Here is a 15312-nt window from a genome sequence, read left to right as displayed (position 1 = left end):
GCGTTTTGATTCCTAGCTTAATCCTCCCCATGGGCAAAGCGGCGATAGAGGAAGTCAAGGGCGCGGTTGCGCAATTCGTAGAACTCGGGCATTTCCATAATGCGGGAGCGGATGCGCGGTCGCTCGAAGGGAATGGTCAAGATCTCGCCGATATGGGCAGCGGGGCCGTTGGTCATCATCACCACACGGTCTGACAAGTAGAGAGCCTCGTCGATGTCGTGGGTAATCATCAAAACTGTGCAGCGGTGATCCCGCCAAATGGCCAGCAGCTCATCTTGTAGATCTTCCTTGGTAATGGCATCCAAGGCCCCAAAAGGCTCATCCAACAGCAAAACTTCTGGACGAACGGCAAGAGCGCGGGCAATGGCTACCCTTTGCTTCATGCCTCCAGAAAGCTGCTTGGGCCGCTTGTGGGCTGCCTCTGCTAAACCTACCAATTCTAGGTGTTCTTCAACGATTTCCCTTTTCTCCCGCCGGGATTTGTTTGGGTAAACCTGATCCACCACCAGATAAACATTTTCAAAAGCCGTCAGCCAGGGCAAAAGGGAATAATGTTGAAACACCATCATCCGATCCGGCCCTGGGGAGGTGATGGGCTGGCCCTTGAGGGTAATGGATCCCGAAGTGGGAGTCGAAAAACCCGCCACCATGTTGATCAAGGTGGATTTGCCACAACCCGAGTGGCCGATAATGCAAACAAACTCACCGGCGGCCACTTCCAGATTGATATTTTCCAGCGCAACGAAGGGCCCTGCTGAGGTGAAGTAGGTCTTGCCCACATTCTGAAGACAAAGAAGGGGCAGTCCTGCAACCGGAGATGCAGAAGATAGCGGTGAGGAAGATAGGCGAGAACTGGTCATCATGGTGTTTTCCAATTGAGGGGCTAAGGTAACAAAAGCTAAACTTCGCTGAGCCGGTACTCCTGCAGTTTCAGATCCTGCCGGATGGCCACCGACTCCAGGTAAGCAACGGGATCCTCTCCGTCAAAGCGGGATCCATCGCCAAAGAGTAAAGCTCCGCGGTCGTGGGCCCGATCCGGAAGGCCCAGTTCTCTGGCGGCTAGGGCGTAGGTTTCGCTGTCCAGAACTTGGTCGAGAACCGAAACCCAATTGCGGGGAAAAGCGCAGAGTCCCCAGCGAGCCATCTGCGTCAGGATCCAGAGGTGTTCCAATCTTTCCGGACAGGTGTTGCGCCCGTTGGCAAACTGGTGAAAACCGGTGAGGGCTTGGGATTCATCGGCAATTCCCCGCTGCAGAATACCCGTCCACCCCGGCTGCAGATCCTCCAGGGCCACGCCCACATACTGGGGCTGAGCCAGCCACTCCAAGATCTCAGAACGGTGCTGCGGCTGATCGCAGTAGTGACAAGCCTCCAGTAGTGCTTTGACCAGAGCCACGTGGGTGCGGGGGTAGCTTTGGGCCCAGTCCTGGCGCACCGTCAGCACCTTTTCGATGTGGCTGGGTAAGATTTCAGGGGTGGTGGCGACGATAACCCCCACCTGTTCCCGCACGGCGCGGGAGTTCCAGGGCTCGCCCACGCAGTAGCCATCGATGTTGCCGGCCTTGAGGTGGGCCACCATCTGCGGCGGCGGGATCACGGTTAACGTGACATCCCGATCCGGATCCACCCCCGCGCTAGCCAGCCAATGGCGCAGCAAGAAGTTTTGCATTGAGGCCGGGTGCACCACCCCTAGGGTATGAACCACGTCAGGAGTTTGCCGGAGGTGTTGGCGCAGATCCCAGGGACTGAGAACACCCTGCAGGCAAAGTCTGCGCCCAAAGGTAATGGCGTTGCCGCCGCGGGAGAGGGTTAGCGCGGTAATCAAAGGCACCGGAACTCCCCCTACTCCCAAGGTGGAAGCCAACGGGATCCCGGCCACCACCATAGCCGCGTCCAGCCGACCGGAGCGGATCCCTTCCCAGATGGTCTTCCAGCCTGGCTCCCGCACCAGGGTGACCTGCTCCAGGCCATGCTTTTGAAACAGGCCTTTTTCCTGCGCCACCACCAGCGGGGCGCAGTCGTTGAGGGGCACAAAGCCAACCTCCAAATTGACCTTCTCCAGGCCGTGTTTGGCAATGGCCACGCGAACAGGCGTTTTTTGGCGAGCCCGCTTTTGCTGGTTGAGAAAGTAGATCATCTCTCCCCGCAGGCTGTAGTAGTCGGGGTGACGCACCACTTCCAAACGATGGCGGGGTCGAGGAAAAGGGATCCGCAAAATCTGGCCAATGCGGGCCTCCGGGCCATTGGTCATCATTACCACCCGATCCGAAAGCAGCAGCGCCTCATCCACATCGTGGGTAACCATGACACAGGTGAGCTGCTCCGCCTGGGCAATCTCCATCAGTTGCTCCTGCAGGTTGCCGCGCGTCAAGGCATCCAGAGCGCCAAAGGGCTCATCCAACAGCAGCACCCGCGGACGGATGGCCAAAGCCCGGGCAATGGCTACCCGCTGTTTCATCCCTCCTGACAGATGGGCCGGTCGCTTGTCGGCTGCCCCCTGCAACCCCACCTGGCGGATGTGCTCTTCCACAATCCGGCTTCGCTCTGCTTTGGGAAGGGATCCCAGCACCTCGTCCACAGCCAGGGCAATGTTCTCCCGCACCGTCAGCCAGGGCAGCAGGGAATAGTTCTGAAACACCACCATGCGATCTGGGCCGGGATCTGTAACTTGTCGGCCCTCCAGGAGAATGCCTCCGCGGGAAGGCTTTTCCAGGCCAGCAATGATGTTGAGTAGGGTCGATTTGCCACAGCCGGAGTGGCCAATTAGCGAGACAAATTCCCCTTTTTGGATCTCCAGGTGGATGTCTTTCAGGACAGGGTAGACCTCTCCGTTGTCGAGGAGAAATTCCTTGTCGACATGATCCACTTCAATGTAAGGCTGGGTCTTCATGATTCCCCTGAGATGATTTCTGAGAGCATGGAGAAATTGTCAGCAACCAATCTAAAACTCGGCCAAGCTCATTTAGCGATCCTCAGCCACCACCAGCGAGCCAATCCAAGCCGTGATGCGATCCAGCAGAAGACCCACCATCCCGACATAGATCAAAGCCAGAATGATTTCGCTGATGCGGGAGCTATTCCAGGCATCCCAGATGAAGAACCCGATGCCCACACCGCCAATCAACATTTCCGCTGCCACAATGGCCAGCCAAGACAAGCCCACCCCAATGCGCAAGCCGGTAAAAATATAGGGCACAGTTGCCGGGAAAACGATTTTGAAAAAGTACTTCCAGCCGGACATGCGCACAATTCTGGCCACGTTGCGGTAGTCCTGTGGGATCTGCTGTACGCCGACAACGGTGTTGATCAAAATGGGCCAGAGGGCCGTAATGAAGATTACGAAAATGGCGGAAGGGTTGGCATCTCGAAAGGCAGCCAAAGAAATCGGCAGCCAGGCCAAAGGCGGCACCGTGCGCAGCACCTGAAAAATGGGATCCAAAGCCTCGTACAGCCAGCGATTGACCCCGATGATCATGCCGCCCACAACCCCCACCAAGCCGGCCAGGGCAAACCCAATGAACACCCGCCGCAAGCTGGCCCAAATTTGCCAGAACAGCCCTTTGGCATTGCCGCCATAGTCAAAAAAGGGATCTTTAATGAGGGGATCCCAGGTGTCCTGCCAAACCTGGAGAGGGGTGGGCAAGTTGGCTCCGGGGCGGCTATAGGCAATTTGCCAGAGAACGAGCACTATTAAAATGGCCGTGGTGGGCAAAAGAACGCGGCGCAGCACTTGGTGGATTTGGACTCGCTGCCTCCAAGCAGAAGAAGATGCAGAGCTGGCCGGGGAGTGGAGCCCGGCATTGGACTGAAGAACAAAGACTGGGCTGGTTTTCAGCAGCCAGTGGCCTAGGCCAACCAGTAGGGGAAGCAGGATCCGAAAGAGGTGGTAGCCCAACTGTAGGGCAGAGTGGAAAATCCTCATGGCTTGCTGGGAGTAAGGTTGAAGTCAACTTAAGAGGATCCCAAGAGAGAAGGGGTTTCAGTTGAACACTCTTTGTGGGGATTCGGGGATCCCTTCTCTCCTGGACAGAGGGTTTGCAGCTAACTTGCTGGGGAAAGTTGGGAAATTAGGCCAGCTTCTTAATCGCCAATTTCTCCAGGTAGGCGGCAGGATTTTCGGGATCGAACTGCACCCCGTCGAAGAAGGTTTCCACTCCTCGAGAGGTGCTGGGGGGAATGGCTGCCCCCTGACCAATGGCTTTGGCAGCTTCTCGCCAGAGTTCTTCCCGATTCACCCGCTCCACCAAGGCTTTGGTATCGGTGTCGGCAGGCAGATAGCCCCAGCGGATGTTTTCGGTCAAAAACCAGAGATCGTGGCTCTTGAAGGGGTAGGAAGCGTAGTCCTGCCAGAACTTCATCAGGTGGGGGCTGTTTTCAACGACCTTGCCGGTGCCGTAGTCAAAAGTGCCCCGAGAACGGCCCAAGATATCGGGCACAGGCACCCCCAGCCAGCGGCGGTCGCCGATGATGCGACACATCTCCTCTTTGTTTTCCATCTGGTCGCACCAGATCTGGGCTTCTAGCACCGCTTTCAACAGGGCAAGGGTGGCTTTCGGGTGCGCATCCACCCAGTCGGCCCGCAGGGCAAAGGCCTTTTCCGGGTGGCCGTTCCACAGCTCGCCGGTGGTGAGGGCACTATACCCCTCTTTTTGGTTCACCAGCTGGGCATTCCAAGGCTCGCCCACACAGAGGGCTTCCATGGTTCTGGATTTCATATTGGCCACCATCTGCGGCGGCGGCACCACAATGACGGAGACGTCGCTAGTGGGATCGATCCCGCCTGCGGCCAGCCAGTAGCGCATCCATAGGTCGTGGGTGCCACCAGGGAAGGTCATCGCACATTTGGGATCTTTGCCGGCAGCTCGAAGCTCGGCAAACTTGGCCTTGAGGGGGGAACTATCCAGGCCGATTTGCAAATCCCGATATTGGTTGGAAATGCTGATGCCCTGACCGTCCAGATTGAGACGGGCCAAAATGTACATAGGCACCGGCTTGCCATCGGTAACTTTGCCGGTGGTGATGAGGTAGGGCATGGGGGTGAGGATGTGTGCCCCATCGATGCCGCCGGCGGCGGATCCCAGCACCAAGTTGTCGCGGGTGGTGCCCCAAGAGGCCTGCTTGACCACCTCTACGTCCTTCATGCCGTACTTGTCGAAAAACCCCTTCTCTTTGGCGATGATCAGGGGGGCCGCGTCGGTTAGAGCGATGAACCCCAGCTTGGCGCTGGTGGTTTCGGGAGTATCGGCCTGCGCCACCCAGTAGCCTTTGCCCAAGGATTGCGATTGGGCGCGCGGGATCCCAGCCGTAGCCGCCCCAGCCGTGAGAGCAGCCACCCCGGCCAAAAATTGCCGACGGGAGACGGGAGAGGAAGTGCTGAACAGCTTAGACATCGAAACCTCCAAGATTTACAACGACGAAGAAAGAAAAACTTTCAGGACGGCAACAGAACCGCTAGCGGGTTACCAAAACAGAAGCCTGGGCAGCGGACGGATGCTGACGTGGCTTGGCCCCAAAGTGTTCAATGAGCAGCTCCACCAAGACCGGCTTGAGGTCTTCGCAAGGGATCCCTTTGCGCACGCATTCGCCCAGCTTGGCGTCTTTGCCCACCTCTCCCCCCATGTAGATGTCCACGGCCTCCACCACCCTGCCGTCCTTGCGAGCAGTGGTGCCCATAAGGCCGATATCGGCTACTTGGGGTTGGCCGCAGGAGTTGGGGCAGCCCGTCCAGTGGATGCGCACCGTTTGGGGGATCTCCAGCTCCGCCTCCAGCTCCTCCATCAAGGCCACAGCCCGGTTTTTGGTCTCGATAAGGGCAAAGTTGCAGAACTGGTTGCCCGTACAGGACACCAACCCCCGCTGCAAGGGCCCTGGGTTGGGGGAGAACTTCTTCAAGAGCGGCTCTTTGAGGAGCGGGGCCACTCGGGAGTCGGGCACATTGGGGATGAGCACGTTCTGCTCCACCGTCAGCCGCAGCTCTCCGGAGCCGTACACCTCCGCCAAGCGGGCCAGCTCCATCATCTCCAGGGCGTTGAGCCGCCCCACCGGCACATGCAGGCCGACAAAGTTGAGGCCCGGCTGCTTCTGGGCATGCACCCCCAGCAGATCCCGCTTGTGCCAGACCACCTCATCTTTTTCCGCTGCCCTGAGCAGAGGGTGGCCTATCTGGCGCTCCACAGCCGCCCGGAACTTCTCTAGGCCCCACTCGTCAATGAGCCACATCAACCGCGCCTTTTGCCGGTTGGCCCGCAGGCCGTGATCCCGGTAGACCAGCAGCACCGCCTCGCACAGAGGAACCACATCGCGGGGATCCACCCAGACATCTAGGCCAATTGCCTCGGCGCAGCGGCGAGCCGAGAAAAAGCCGCCCACCAGGACGTTGAAGCCCAGGCGGCCATTTTTGAAGGCGGGCACAAAGGCCAGGTCGTTGATCTCCGCATGCACGGAGTTGTCGCGACAACCGCAGATGGCGATGTTGAACTTGCGCGGCAGGTTGCTGAAGGAAGGGTTGCCCTCGCCGTTGTTGGTGATCATGTCCTGCACCTTGCGGGTGAGGCCGCGCACATCGATCAGCTCATCCGGGTCAATACCGGCCAGAGGGGATCCCGTGATGTTGCGCACGTTGTCCATGCCCGACTGGATGCTGGTCAGGCCTACCTCTTTCAGGTAGCCCAGGATCTGGGGCATTTCCTCGATGGGGATGCCCCGCAGTTGCAGGTTCTGCCGGGTGGTGAGGTCGGCTACGCCCTGTTCTCCATAGGGGTGGATGATTGCGCCCAACATCCGCATTTGGCCGCTGGTTAGGATCCCATTGGGCAGGCGCAGCCGCAGCATGAACTGACCTGGGGTGCGCTTGCGAAAGAAGATCCCCAACCACTTGAGGCGATGATCCCGGTCGTCTTCAGGAATGTTCTCCCAACCCAGGCGGGCAAACGCTTCCAGCTCAGCCTTGACCGCCAAGCCATCCTTCTCGCTTTTGATGCGTTCAAACTGGTTCGCCATGATCGCTGCCGTGGGGTGAACACTGGCTACCCTAGCGATGACGAACCGTTAACTTTGGTATTGGCAGTTACACTTTGTAACAGGTTATGCAGTTTTGTCACTCTCGAATTGCGCTTTATGCATAAAGTCAGGCTTCCAGGAGCAGCAGACCCCTCTCTCCCCTTTGGGAAAGGGGCTGGGGGTGAGGAAAAGCTAGTTGAGAGGGTTGAAAGAGTTGAAAGGCTCCATCTGCCAGAGCAGACGGGGCGGGATCCCCAGCCCTTCGGTGAGGGGTGCGGGCCGTTGGGAAGTTTGGGGATCGCAGTCGTAGAGAGCGGTGGTGTAGCGGTAGCTGCGGGGGGGGCCACCGTTGAGGCGAATGCCGCTAATTTCAAAGGTGTAGTTGCGATTGGGCTGGATCGAACCCACGGAGTAGGTCAAAGTTTCCAGGCCAAAGGCGGGATCCCCCACGCGGAGATCTCCAACAGGCACCGGCTCGCCGCTGAGGGCATCGGTGATGCGGACTTGGGCTTGGCTGAGATCAGCCTTGCCGCCACGGCTGGGCACCGAGAAAGACCAGCGGTAGGCAGACAGGGGCTGGCCGGAAAACCCTTCTAGGCGGTAGAGGTAGCCGTCTTTCTCCGGGAAGGCGATGAACTCTGGATCTGGCACCGACTCGTCAAAACCGAAGATCCAGTTGGCGTTGGCCTGGGTCACCCGTCCAGCCCGTGGGTCAAAGACAATGCCGTAGGCCCCCTGGGCGTACTGAGGATACAGGTTCCAGCGGCGATGCCCCACATCCACAAAGTTTTCTCGACCTGGCTCGGCAAAGTAGATATCCACCTGCCGCGCCAACACCCGGCCTGGATCGGGGCCGTTCAGCTCTAGGATGGGCCCAACCGCCAGGTTGCTGAAGCGGGATCCCGCCTCCCCGGCAGGGGTAAAGCAGCGCCAAGAAGGGGGCGGCTGGTGGCTGAGAGTACCATTGGCTACCTGCATCAAGGCCGCTTGCTGGGCGGCTTCTAGGAACTGAGGATTGAGCTTCACCGGCGGTAACTGGTGCAACAGCCGTAGAAAATTCAGCCGATCCATCATCTTTTGGGCTGCTGCAGGCGTAAGGCGACCGGGGTTGCAGGTGGCAACCTGGGGCTGTTCGGCGTAAATAGGCCCCGTGAAGCTGCGGGTCTGGCGATCCAACCGGCACAGGAAGCTGGCAATCGGCACTTCCCCTGCCCGCGGTGGCTCCATCGAGGTAGGGGATCCTCCACAGGCCGCCAGCAGACAAAGACAAAAGATCCCCGCGATCCTCAAAGCCCAAAGCTGAACCAACTTGGGCAACCGCTGCAAGGGCATGCAAAAACCAGCCGAATTATGAGCCGGTGGGGGTGGGGGTGATGCTGGGGGGGCTGACGGTGCTGCTGCTGCTCTCGCCACAAGCAGGCAACAAGCCCAGACAGGCAAGCAGGGCTAAGGCCGCCAAAAGCTGGTGGGTCACTTTGGGTTGCAACGTAGCCATGACAACAAACCTCCCAAATGCTGTTGGGTTTGACCCTGTTCTATCACCTGGCCGAGTGGGCCACAGCGTCAAAACTCATGCCGACAAGGGTATAACTTAAGCCCAAGTCAAGGAACGCTCACCCAAGTCGGCTACATCCACTAGGACTGGGATCCAAGCCCACTTTTTCTCTCCACCCATAGTGGAGTACGGATCCCCACAACTCTTCTTGCGCTCAAGCGAAAGATTGCTGTGATCAATGCTGCTTTTTGCCCGATTGATAAGGGATCCCCAAAAGCTTGTCAGGGGGTGATCTGGAACTCCAGGTTGTAGGTTTGGAGTAAGTTTATGGTTTCGTGATCGGTGATGTTGGTGTCGGCCAGCTCCAAGTTGTAGAAATCGATGAACTCTTCGTGGTCAAAATAGGGGCCGGCATGCCAGGTACCCATCTCCAGTTTGATAAAGCGATCCCCAGGCACCCGAAAGGCTTGAATCTGATCCACGTGCAGCTCATCGGCAGGCGGTGCAACACCAATAAACCACTCCTTGCCATTCAGGGATCCCAGGCACTGGGTGCAGCGGATGTGGTGGGTGATCTGAGTAAACTTGAGGCCGCGGCGAGGCAAGCGCATGATGTAAAAGCGGGGCTGCCCTTGATTCAAGAACAACTGAGCATCTTGACTGTCGAAGGGTTTGTGATCGGGAGTGGGGCAAATGACCTGTCCGTAGGGGGCAAAGTTTTCCGGTTCAGCGAGATGGGCCTTCAGTTGGCGCAATTGGCTGGTCACCCTGCTCTTCTCCTTTGCGTTTGACGAGCTGTCTTGTGTCTCACTGTTGCCCTACAACGTGAGCACGAGGGCGTGAAGACGCAAACAGCCCAGCGAACCCCATTCTATCGAGACTTGGCCAGGCAGCTTCCCTTCTGGGAAGGGATCCCTGAGCAAGCCCAAGCTGCTCAAGGTCGCAAGTACAATGGGAAAACTTCCCAGCCTCAGCAGAGCGAATGGCGATGCAGCGGGACTTACAAGAGCTGATCATCTCCCCAGCCCAAGTTGAAAGCCTCTCTCAAGTGCCGGTGGCTTGGTTGTATCGGCCTCAGCCCGTTCGTCGCTTTAAGGATCGCCTGCGCCAGTTCTCCGCTTTCTGGGATCTCCTACGCTTGCTGGTGACGCTGGACTTGTTCTTGCGTTTCTTGACCTTCTGGACAGGGGGATCCCTACTTACCCTGGTGGGGCGGATTTGGATCCCTGGCCTACAGGCCACTTGGGGCACTTGGCTGGTGGAATGGGGGATCCTGGCGGCCATTGCCGCTCTGGGCCAAGCCTACTGGATTTTCCGCAGCCGCCGCATGCCGCTGCTGTTGAACTTGCTGGGGGAAGTGGATCGCTACAACCGAATCATCCAGGCCATCCACGTCAACGACCAGTTGGTGGAAGCGGGCAACCCCGAGGTGAAGCTGGCTCAGAGGGCTGAGGTGATCGAAGCGCTGAAGCTGACCCGGGCCGATCTCATCCGTGCCTTGAAAACTGAACGGATCTTGCGGCAAAACGAAGACCTGATCGAGCAGCAGAGCGAGTTCTTCGGCGATAACTTGGCAGCTTTGACAGCTCTGCAGGTGAGCGAGCAGGCCAGCGAACAGGGTCGTATCCTAGAGACTGCTTTACAGATTGCTTTGCAGGTGCGCTCCCAAATCCGCCGTTTGCAAGAGCGAGAAGCCAACCACCCCCCAAACAGGGATCCAGACACCATTAGGGAAGATAGGCAGGATACAGACGGCAACTCGGATTGGCAATGAGCCTTTTGGCCCGCTCCCTCAGCTACGCCCAGAACCACAGCGACATGCTGTTTCAAGCTTTCGTCCAACACCTGCAACTGGTGGCGGTGCCTTTAGGAATGGGGCTGCTGTTGGGTTTGCCGCTGGGTTTTTTCAGCTCCCGCTCCCAGATGCTTTCCCTGGTGGTGATCAATGCGTTTAGCAGCCTGCGGGTGATCCCCAGCTTGGCCATTTTGTTTTTGGCCATCCCCTATTTTGGCCTCAGCTTTCGTTCGGCAGTTGTCGCCCTAACCCTTCTGGCGTTGCCCCCCATTCTGATCAGCACGGATGTGGCCTTCCGCAGCCTTGAGCCGGCCCTGCGGGAAGCTGCCCTGAGCATGGGCATGACTCCTGCCCAGGTACTGCGGCACGTGGAGATCCCTTTGGCCTTGCCGGTGATCTTGGCCGGTGTTAAAACGGCTACGATTGAGGTGATTGCCAGTGCTACCCTGGCAGCATTCATCGGCGCGGGAGGGCTGGGTACTTTCATTACCCTAGGGTTTGCTCTCTATGACAACGCCATCTTGCTGGTGGGGGCGATTCCAGTGGCCCTTCTGGCTATTGCGGCCGAGATCGGCCTTGGCACTCTGCAGCGGGCTTTGGAACCTCCCCAAGCCTGAGGTTCTGTGAGGGATCCCATGCTGTCTTCCTCTGGTTCTTCTGAAGTGCGATCCCGTTGGCCTTTCCGCTCCATTCCTTTGCGGGTGGCGTTGCTGCTGCCCCTAGTGCTCTCAGTAGCAGGGGGAGTGGGGGGAGTGGCCTATCTCTCCTGGCAGGGCGGGCGACACCTGGCGCTGCGCTTGACGGAGCAACTGAGGCGGGAAGTTACCGACCGCACCGAAGAGCATCTTGCCAGATATTTGCAAATTCCCCTTCAGATCAATGTCCTCAATCAAGGGGCAGTGAGGGGGGGGCTGCTGCCCGATTTGACAACCCCCAGCCCAGCCGATCTAGAGCTTTTGGAAGCTCACTTTGCCCGCCAGTTGCAGCCATTTCCTGAGCTCAGCTATGTCGGCTTTGTCTCGGCTCAAGGGGGGTTTGTGATCGCCCGCCGCCACGCCGATGGATCAATTTGGACTTACCATACACTCGGCCTGTTGCCGGGATCCGCCCAGAGCCGCCAACGGGATCCAGAGACAGGGGATCCCACTGGCCTGAGGAGGCAGTTAGGCTTTGTGGATCTGAGGCGGTTGTTCTGGTTTCCCCAGCTCCTGCAGTCGGAAGGGATCCGCGACACTTGGGTGGTAACCCGATTTTTTGCGGAGCTTCCTGCCCAGGATCCAGAGCGGCTGATCATGACGTCCCTATCCCTGACCGACTCGGGGGGGCGGGTTTACGGCAGCTTAGTGGCTTCCCTCTCCGTCCGGCAGCTTCAAGCCTTTCTGGAACAGATGGAAGGCCGTTCTCCTGCAGAGGTGAGTTTTCTGCTGGACGAGGAAGGACAGGTGGTGGCCAGTACGGCGGGGCCTGCTCCCCATCCGCTGCTGGTGGCTGTGCAAGAGCAGGTGGGCTCCTGGGAGACGGCCTCTTCTCAGAATTCGCTGCGCCTCGTGGTTGGCGGGATCCCCTACTGGGTGGAGGTGGAGTCCCTCCAGAGTAAAGGGAGGCTGGGCTTTTATTTTGTGCATGGGATCCCAGAGGCAACCCTTCTGGCCGAAGTCCATCGGAGCGCCCAACAGGCTGCGCTGCTGGGGGGTGGGCTATTGCTGAGCATGCTGGGGACAGGGATCCTCCTCGGCGAAGCTCTCTCCCGTCCCCTGCGCCGCCTCACCCAAGTAGCCGAGCAATTTATACACAGCGGTTTCCAGCCCTGGCCTCCTTTGGATCCCGGCCCCATCCAGGAGGTGCAGACGCTAACCAAAGCCTGGCAGCAGGCGGCAGCAGCTCAGCAGGCCCTGCTGGATCGTCTCTGGCAGCAGCAGCAAGAATACCGCGCCGTGGTGGAACAGCAGACGGAGCTCATTTGTCGCTTTCGGCCCGATACCTGCATCACCTATGTCAATCCTGCCTATTTGCGCTTCTTCGGTCGGCGGGCAGAGGAGGTGGTGGGCCAACCTTGGCGGGATCGGCTGCCGGAAGAAGAGCAGGCTAAGGTGTTGCAAGCTTTTGCTGCTCTCACGCCTGAGCATCCTTTCTACTGCAGCGAGCGGGAGTATCCCGGAGAAAACGGCCAGTCCCGCTGGATTAGCTGGGTGGATCGGGGCATTTTCGACAGCCAAGGCCGCTTGGTGGAGATCCTGTCGGTGGGGCGGGAGATCACCGAGCAGAAACGGGCAGAACAGCAGTTGCAGGCCCTCAACCGGGAGCTGGAAGCCCAGGTGGAGCTGCGCACGGCCAAGCTGCAGCAGGCCTTGTATTTTGAGGGGGTGCTGCGCGCCATCAGCAGCCGGATGGTGGTCAGCCTAAACGAGGGGGAAATTCTTGAAGAAGTGGTCAGAGCCCTTGCCGAGGCACTAGGCCTAACCTGCTGCCAAGTCCTGCTGCTTTTAGAAGATGGGTCAACCTGGATCCCTGGCTACTGCTACTCCCCCTCTCTCTCTTCTGACGTGGCTCAAGATGGCGGGGCGGATCCCTTGCATGGGCCAGACTACGCCAGCGACCCGGAGTTCTTGCGCCTGCTGCAGTCCCATTCTTCCTCACAGCAGAAATGGAAAATCCACTGCTGTTGTCGGAAGGAAGGACGCTGGGTGCGGCTGCTGGTCTGCACCCTTTGGGACAAAGAGAAGCGGCTGGGAGCTTTGCTGTTGGAGCGGCTGCCGGAGCAAGAGTTTTCCGAAGACGAGATTCAACTGGCCTATCAGGTGGCCAACTTGTGTGCCCTGGCCATTCGCCAAGCCCGTCTGTACCAAGCAGCCCAAGCGCAGGTGAAGGAATTGGAGCGGCTGAATTTGCTGAAGGATGATTTCCTCAGCACCGTCTCCCACGAGCTGCGCACCCCCATGACCAATGTGCGCATGGCCTTGCAAATGCTGCAAATGACCCGCGATAACCCCGAGAAACAGCGGCACTACTTCACCATTGCCCTGAAAGAGTGCAACCGGCAAATCGAGCTCATCAACGACCTGCTGGATATGCGACGGCTGGAAGCCGGGACGTATCTGCTGCAACCAGAGAATATTTTTCTGCCGCGGTATTTACAAGATTTGCTGGCCGGGGCTCAGCCTTTGGCCCAAGCCAAACATCAACACCTGCAACTGCACCTGGAGGCAGGGATCCCCTCGCTTTGGGCCGACCCCACCTGCTTGGGGCGCATTCTGCGCGAGCTGCTGCACAACGCCATCAAGTACACGGCCCCCGAGGGATCCATCCACCTGCGGGTTGTCTCAGAAGGAGAGGGGATCCTCTTCGTCTGCAGCAACAGCAGCGAGATCCCAGAGCCAGAGCTGCCCCGCATCTTTGAAAAGTTTTACCGGATCCCGCAATCGGATCGCTGGAAGCACGGCGGCACCGGCCTGGGGCTGGCTTTGGTGAAGCAACTGGTGGAGCATATGGGGGGGAATATCTCCGTCAACAGCTCGGATGGATGGACGCATTTCCAAGTTTGGTTGCCCCAAGGTGAGGATCCTGCTCCGCCATTGCCCGGCCCACCCCCAATGTCAGAAGACCTCCCCTTTTGGAAAGAGGCTGGGGGTGAGGGGCATACCTGACCCCTATCCCGGCAAGACTTGTTGCTGCCAGAGGGCCTCCAGTTGCACCGTGTATTCGGAGTTCACGATGGGCACTGCCCCAGCAATGGCCTCTTGAATGGGGATCCCGGCGGCAGCCTCCAGCTGGGCAAAAGCTGTTTGGTAGTCGGCAGACAACCGGCTGACATCAATGAGCGGCAGATCCCCCCAGACCTCCGGCTTGAACTTTTCCAGCTGCCCCTCCGGGCTGGCCAAAACCTCCGCCAAGACCATCGCCCCCCAAGGATTGGCCGCATTAATGGGAATGGCTGTAAACGAGGGATCGATCAAGCTGGTGCCCGGGATCCCATAGGGGGTGGTGCTGGGGGGAAATTGGCCGTTGCCCTTGCGTAAGATCACCTGATCGATAAAGGTGGGGATGAGCCACACTTCGCCATTGGCAAAGAGCTCCGCCAGGCGGGCAAAGGTGGGCGGGTAGGTTTGGCCCTGTCTCCACAGGAAGGGATCCAGCTTTCTCAGGTATTCCACCAGGGCAGGGGATTGTCGCGCCCAGAGATCGGCATCGAAGTCCGGCCCGCTGTACTGGGCATAGCCCCCGGTCACACCATAGAAGGCGCTCAACAAAAAGCGGCTGCCATGAAAATCCGGCGGGGCCACGTAGGTAAATCGCCCTGGATTGGCCTCTGCCCAAGCCAACAGTTCGGCGTAGCTCTGGGGGGGATTGGGCACCCGTTCGGCATCATAGGCCATTAAAAAGTAGTTGCCGGTGTAGGGTGCAGAATAGCCCTCGGTGGGCAGGCCAAAATCCGTTGCAATATCGGCGGGATCGTAGAAGGGCAAGCTGGGCAATTTCTCAGCAAAGGGGCCGAAGAGCAAATTCCCCTGCTTGAGGGTGCGGAAGTTGTTGCCATTGATCCAGATGAGATCGATGCTGCCGCCGCTGCGCAGCCCGGCCTGTACCTCCCCAATCACCTTGTTGACTGCTTCAACGGTATCCGTGAGCGGGATCCGGTTCAAGCGAATGCCATAACGCTCCTGCAACTGGCTTTTCACCCAGCCATCCACGAAGCCATTGATGGCCTCGCTGCCGCTCCACATGGCCCAGTTGACAGAGCTGCCCCGCGCCCGCTCCAGAATGTCTGCCCAGCTCAGGGATCCCAGATCCACCGAACTCTGTGAGGTATTCTGGGCAAACGGAGAGCCTTGACTCAACGCCCAAGCTCCCAGGGATCCCAGGCCGGCCAACACCTGCCGTCGCTTCCAGAAAACGCTTTTGGGTTGCATAGCCTTGCCACCATCCCCATCCAACTTTCAGGTTCCAGATTCAACTTAAACTCTCCCCTCCTCCTTTGGGAAAAGGGCCGGGGGTGAGGGATCCCCGCCAATCTCCACAGGCCACA

General features: G+C 58.7%; 12 protein-coding genes. 3 read left to right on the top strand and 9 right to left on the bottom strand.

The features are described from left to right. Positions 1-17 precede the first annotated feature (17 nt). The 8 genes from NW829_RS02850 to NW829_RS02815 all read right to left on the bottom strand — a co-directional run bounded on the left by NW829_RS02850 (position 18) and on the right by NW829_RS02815 (position 9261). Positions 18-860 carry an ABC transporter ATP-binding protein gene (locus NW829_RS02850; protein WP_414416390.1) on the bottom strand — a complete coding sequence of 281 codons (843 nt, stop codon included), beginning with the start codon at positions 858-860 and terminating at the stop codon, positions 18-20. 38 nt (positions 861-898) lie between these two features. Further along, positions 899-2890, bottom strand: coding sequence for a nitrate ABC transporter ATP-binding protein (locus NW829_RS02845; RefSeq protein WP_414416386.1), 1992 nt, complete (start codon positions 2888-2890; stop codon positions 899-901). A gap of 72 nt (positions 2891-2962) precedes the next feature. Further along, on the bottom strand, positions 2963-3922 hold the full coding sequence (gene ntrB, locus NW829_RS02840; protein WP_414416385.1) for a nitrate ABC transporter permease: 960 nt from the start codon (positions 3920-3922) through the stop codon (positions 2963-2965). Between the two features lie 145 nt (positions 3923-4067). Then, complete coding sequence (locus NW829_RS02835) at positions 4068-5390, bottom strand: CmpA/NrtA family ABC transporter substrate-binding protein (protein ID WP_414357819.1); 1323 nt, start codon at positions 5388-5390, stop codon at positions 4068-4070. A 61-nt stretch (positions 5391-5451) separates the two neighbouring features. Next, positions 5452-6999, bottom strand: a complete 1548-nt coding sequence (locus NW829_RS02830; RefSeq protein WP_414412544.1) for a ferredoxin--nitrite reductase — start codon at positions 6997-6999, stop codon at positions 5452-5454. Between the two features lie 192 nt (positions 7000-7191). Beyond that, entirely contained in the window at positions 7192-8331 is a 1140-nt protein-coding gene (locus tag NW829_RS02825; RefSeq protein WP_414330507.1) for a CAP domain-containing protein, read from the bottom strand. A 16-nt stretch (positions 8332-8347) separates the two neighbouring features. Continuing rightward, positions 8348-8494, bottom strand: a complete 147-nt coding sequence (locus NW829_RS02820; protein WP_414416384.1) for a hypothetical protein — start codon at positions 8492-8494, stop codon at positions 8348-8350. Between the two features lie 281 nt (positions 8495-8775). Then, a complete protein-coding gene (locus tag NW829_RS02815) occupies positions 8776-9261 on the bottom strand; it encodes an ureidoglycolate lyase (RefSeq protein ID WP_011431703.1) in 486 nt (161 codons plus the stop codon). 215 nt (positions 9262-9476) lie between these two features. On the opposite strand from NW829_RS02815, the gene NW829_RS02810 reads away from it, so the two are divergent. Genes NW829_RS02810 through NW829_RS02800 form a run of 3 tightly spaced genes read left to right on the top strand, consistent with a single transcriptional unit; the run spans position 9477 to position 13933 of the window. Continuing rightward, on the top strand, positions 9477-10268 hold the full coding sequence (locus tag NW829_RS02810; protein ID WP_414416383.1) for a hypothetical protein: 792 nt from the start codon (positions 9477-9479) through the stop codon (positions 10266-10268). Then, positions 10265-10906 (top strand): ABC transporter permease, encoded by a 642-nt coding sequence (locus tag NW829_RS02805; RefSeq protein ID WP_414374051.1) that lies wholly within the window; start codon positions 10265-10267, stop codon positions 10904-10906. The genes NW829_RS02810 and NW829_RS02805 overlap by 4 nt, the downstream gene beginning before the upstream one ends. Before the next feature lie 18 nt (positions 10907-10924). Beyond that, the gene (locus tag NW829_RS02800) at positions 10925-13933 is read left to right on the top strand and encodes an ATP-binding protein (RefSeq protein WP_414416382.1); all 3009 of its coding nucleotides are present in this window, start codon (positions 10925-10927) and stop codon (positions 13931-13933) included. A gap of 3 nt (positions 13934-13936) precedes the next feature. Here NW829_RS02800 and NW829_RS02795 read toward each other — a convergent pair whose 3' ends face one another. Further along, entirely contained in the window at positions 13937-15196 is a 1260-nt protein-coding gene (locus NW829_RS02795) for an ABC transporter substrate-binding protein (RefSeq protein WP_414351190.1), read from the bottom strand. Positions 15197-15312 lie beyond the last annotated feature (116 nt).

The sequence above is a fragment of the Synechococcus sp. R55.8 genome, assembly GCF_047461895.1.
GTDB lineage: Bacteria > Cyanobacteriota > Cyanobacteriia > Thermostichales > Thermostichaceae > Thermostichus.
The sequence above is the reverse complement of the archived record's forward strand: the minus strand, read 5'-3'. Positions and strand labels throughout refer to the sequence as shown.

What these genes read in the sequence shown, in the direction of transcription:
- NW829_RS02850 (WP_414416390.1), bottom strand. Translation starts at nt 860, where the DNA reads ATGACCAGTTCTCGCCTATCTTCCTCACCGCTATCTTCTGCATCTCCG.
- NW829_RS02845 (WP_414416386.1), bottom strand. Translation starts at nt 2,890, where the DNA reads ATGAAGACCCAGCCTTACATTGAAGTGGATCATGTCGACAAGGAATTT.
- ntrB (WP_414416385.1), bottom strand. Translation starts at nt 3,922, where the DNA reads ATGAGGATTTTCCACTCTGCCCTACAGTTGGGCTACCACCTCTTTCGG.
- NW829_RS02835 (WP_414357819.1), bottom strand. Translation starts at nt 5,390, where the DNA reads ATGTCTAAGCTGTTCAGCACTTCCTCTCCCGTCTCCCGTCGGCAATTT.
- NW829_RS02830 (WP_414412544.1), bottom strand. Translation starts at nt 6,999, where the DNA reads ATGGCGAACCAGTTTGAACGCATCAAAAGCGAGAAGGATGGCTTGGCG.
- NW829_RS02825 (WP_414330507.1), bottom strand. Translation starts at nt 8,331, where the DNA reads ATGCCCTTGCAGCGGTTGCCCAAGTTGGTTCAGCTTTGGGCTTTGAGG.
- NW829_RS02820 (WP_414416384.1), bottom strand. Translation starts at nt 8,494, where the DNA reads ATGGCTACGTTGCAACCCAAAGTGACCCACCAGCTTTTGGCGGCCTTA.
- NW829_RS02810 (WP_414416383.1), top strand. Translation starts at nt 9,477, where the DNA reads ATGGCGATGCAGCGGGACTTACAAGAGCTGATCATCTCCCCAGCCCAA.
- NW829_RS02805 (WP_414374051.1), top strand. Translation starts at nt 10,265, where the DNA reads ATGAGCCTTTTGGCCCGCTCCCTCAGCTACGCCCAGAACCACAGCGAC.
- NW829_RS02800 (WP_414416382.1), top strand. Translation starts at nt 10,925, where the DNA reads ATGCTGTCTTCCTCTGGTTCTTCTGAAGTGCGATCCCGTTGGCCTTTC.
- NW829_RS02795 (WP_414351190.1), bottom strand. Translation starts at nt 15,196, where the DNA reads ATGCAACCCAAAAGCGTTTTCTGGAAGCGACGGCAGGTGTTGGCCGGC.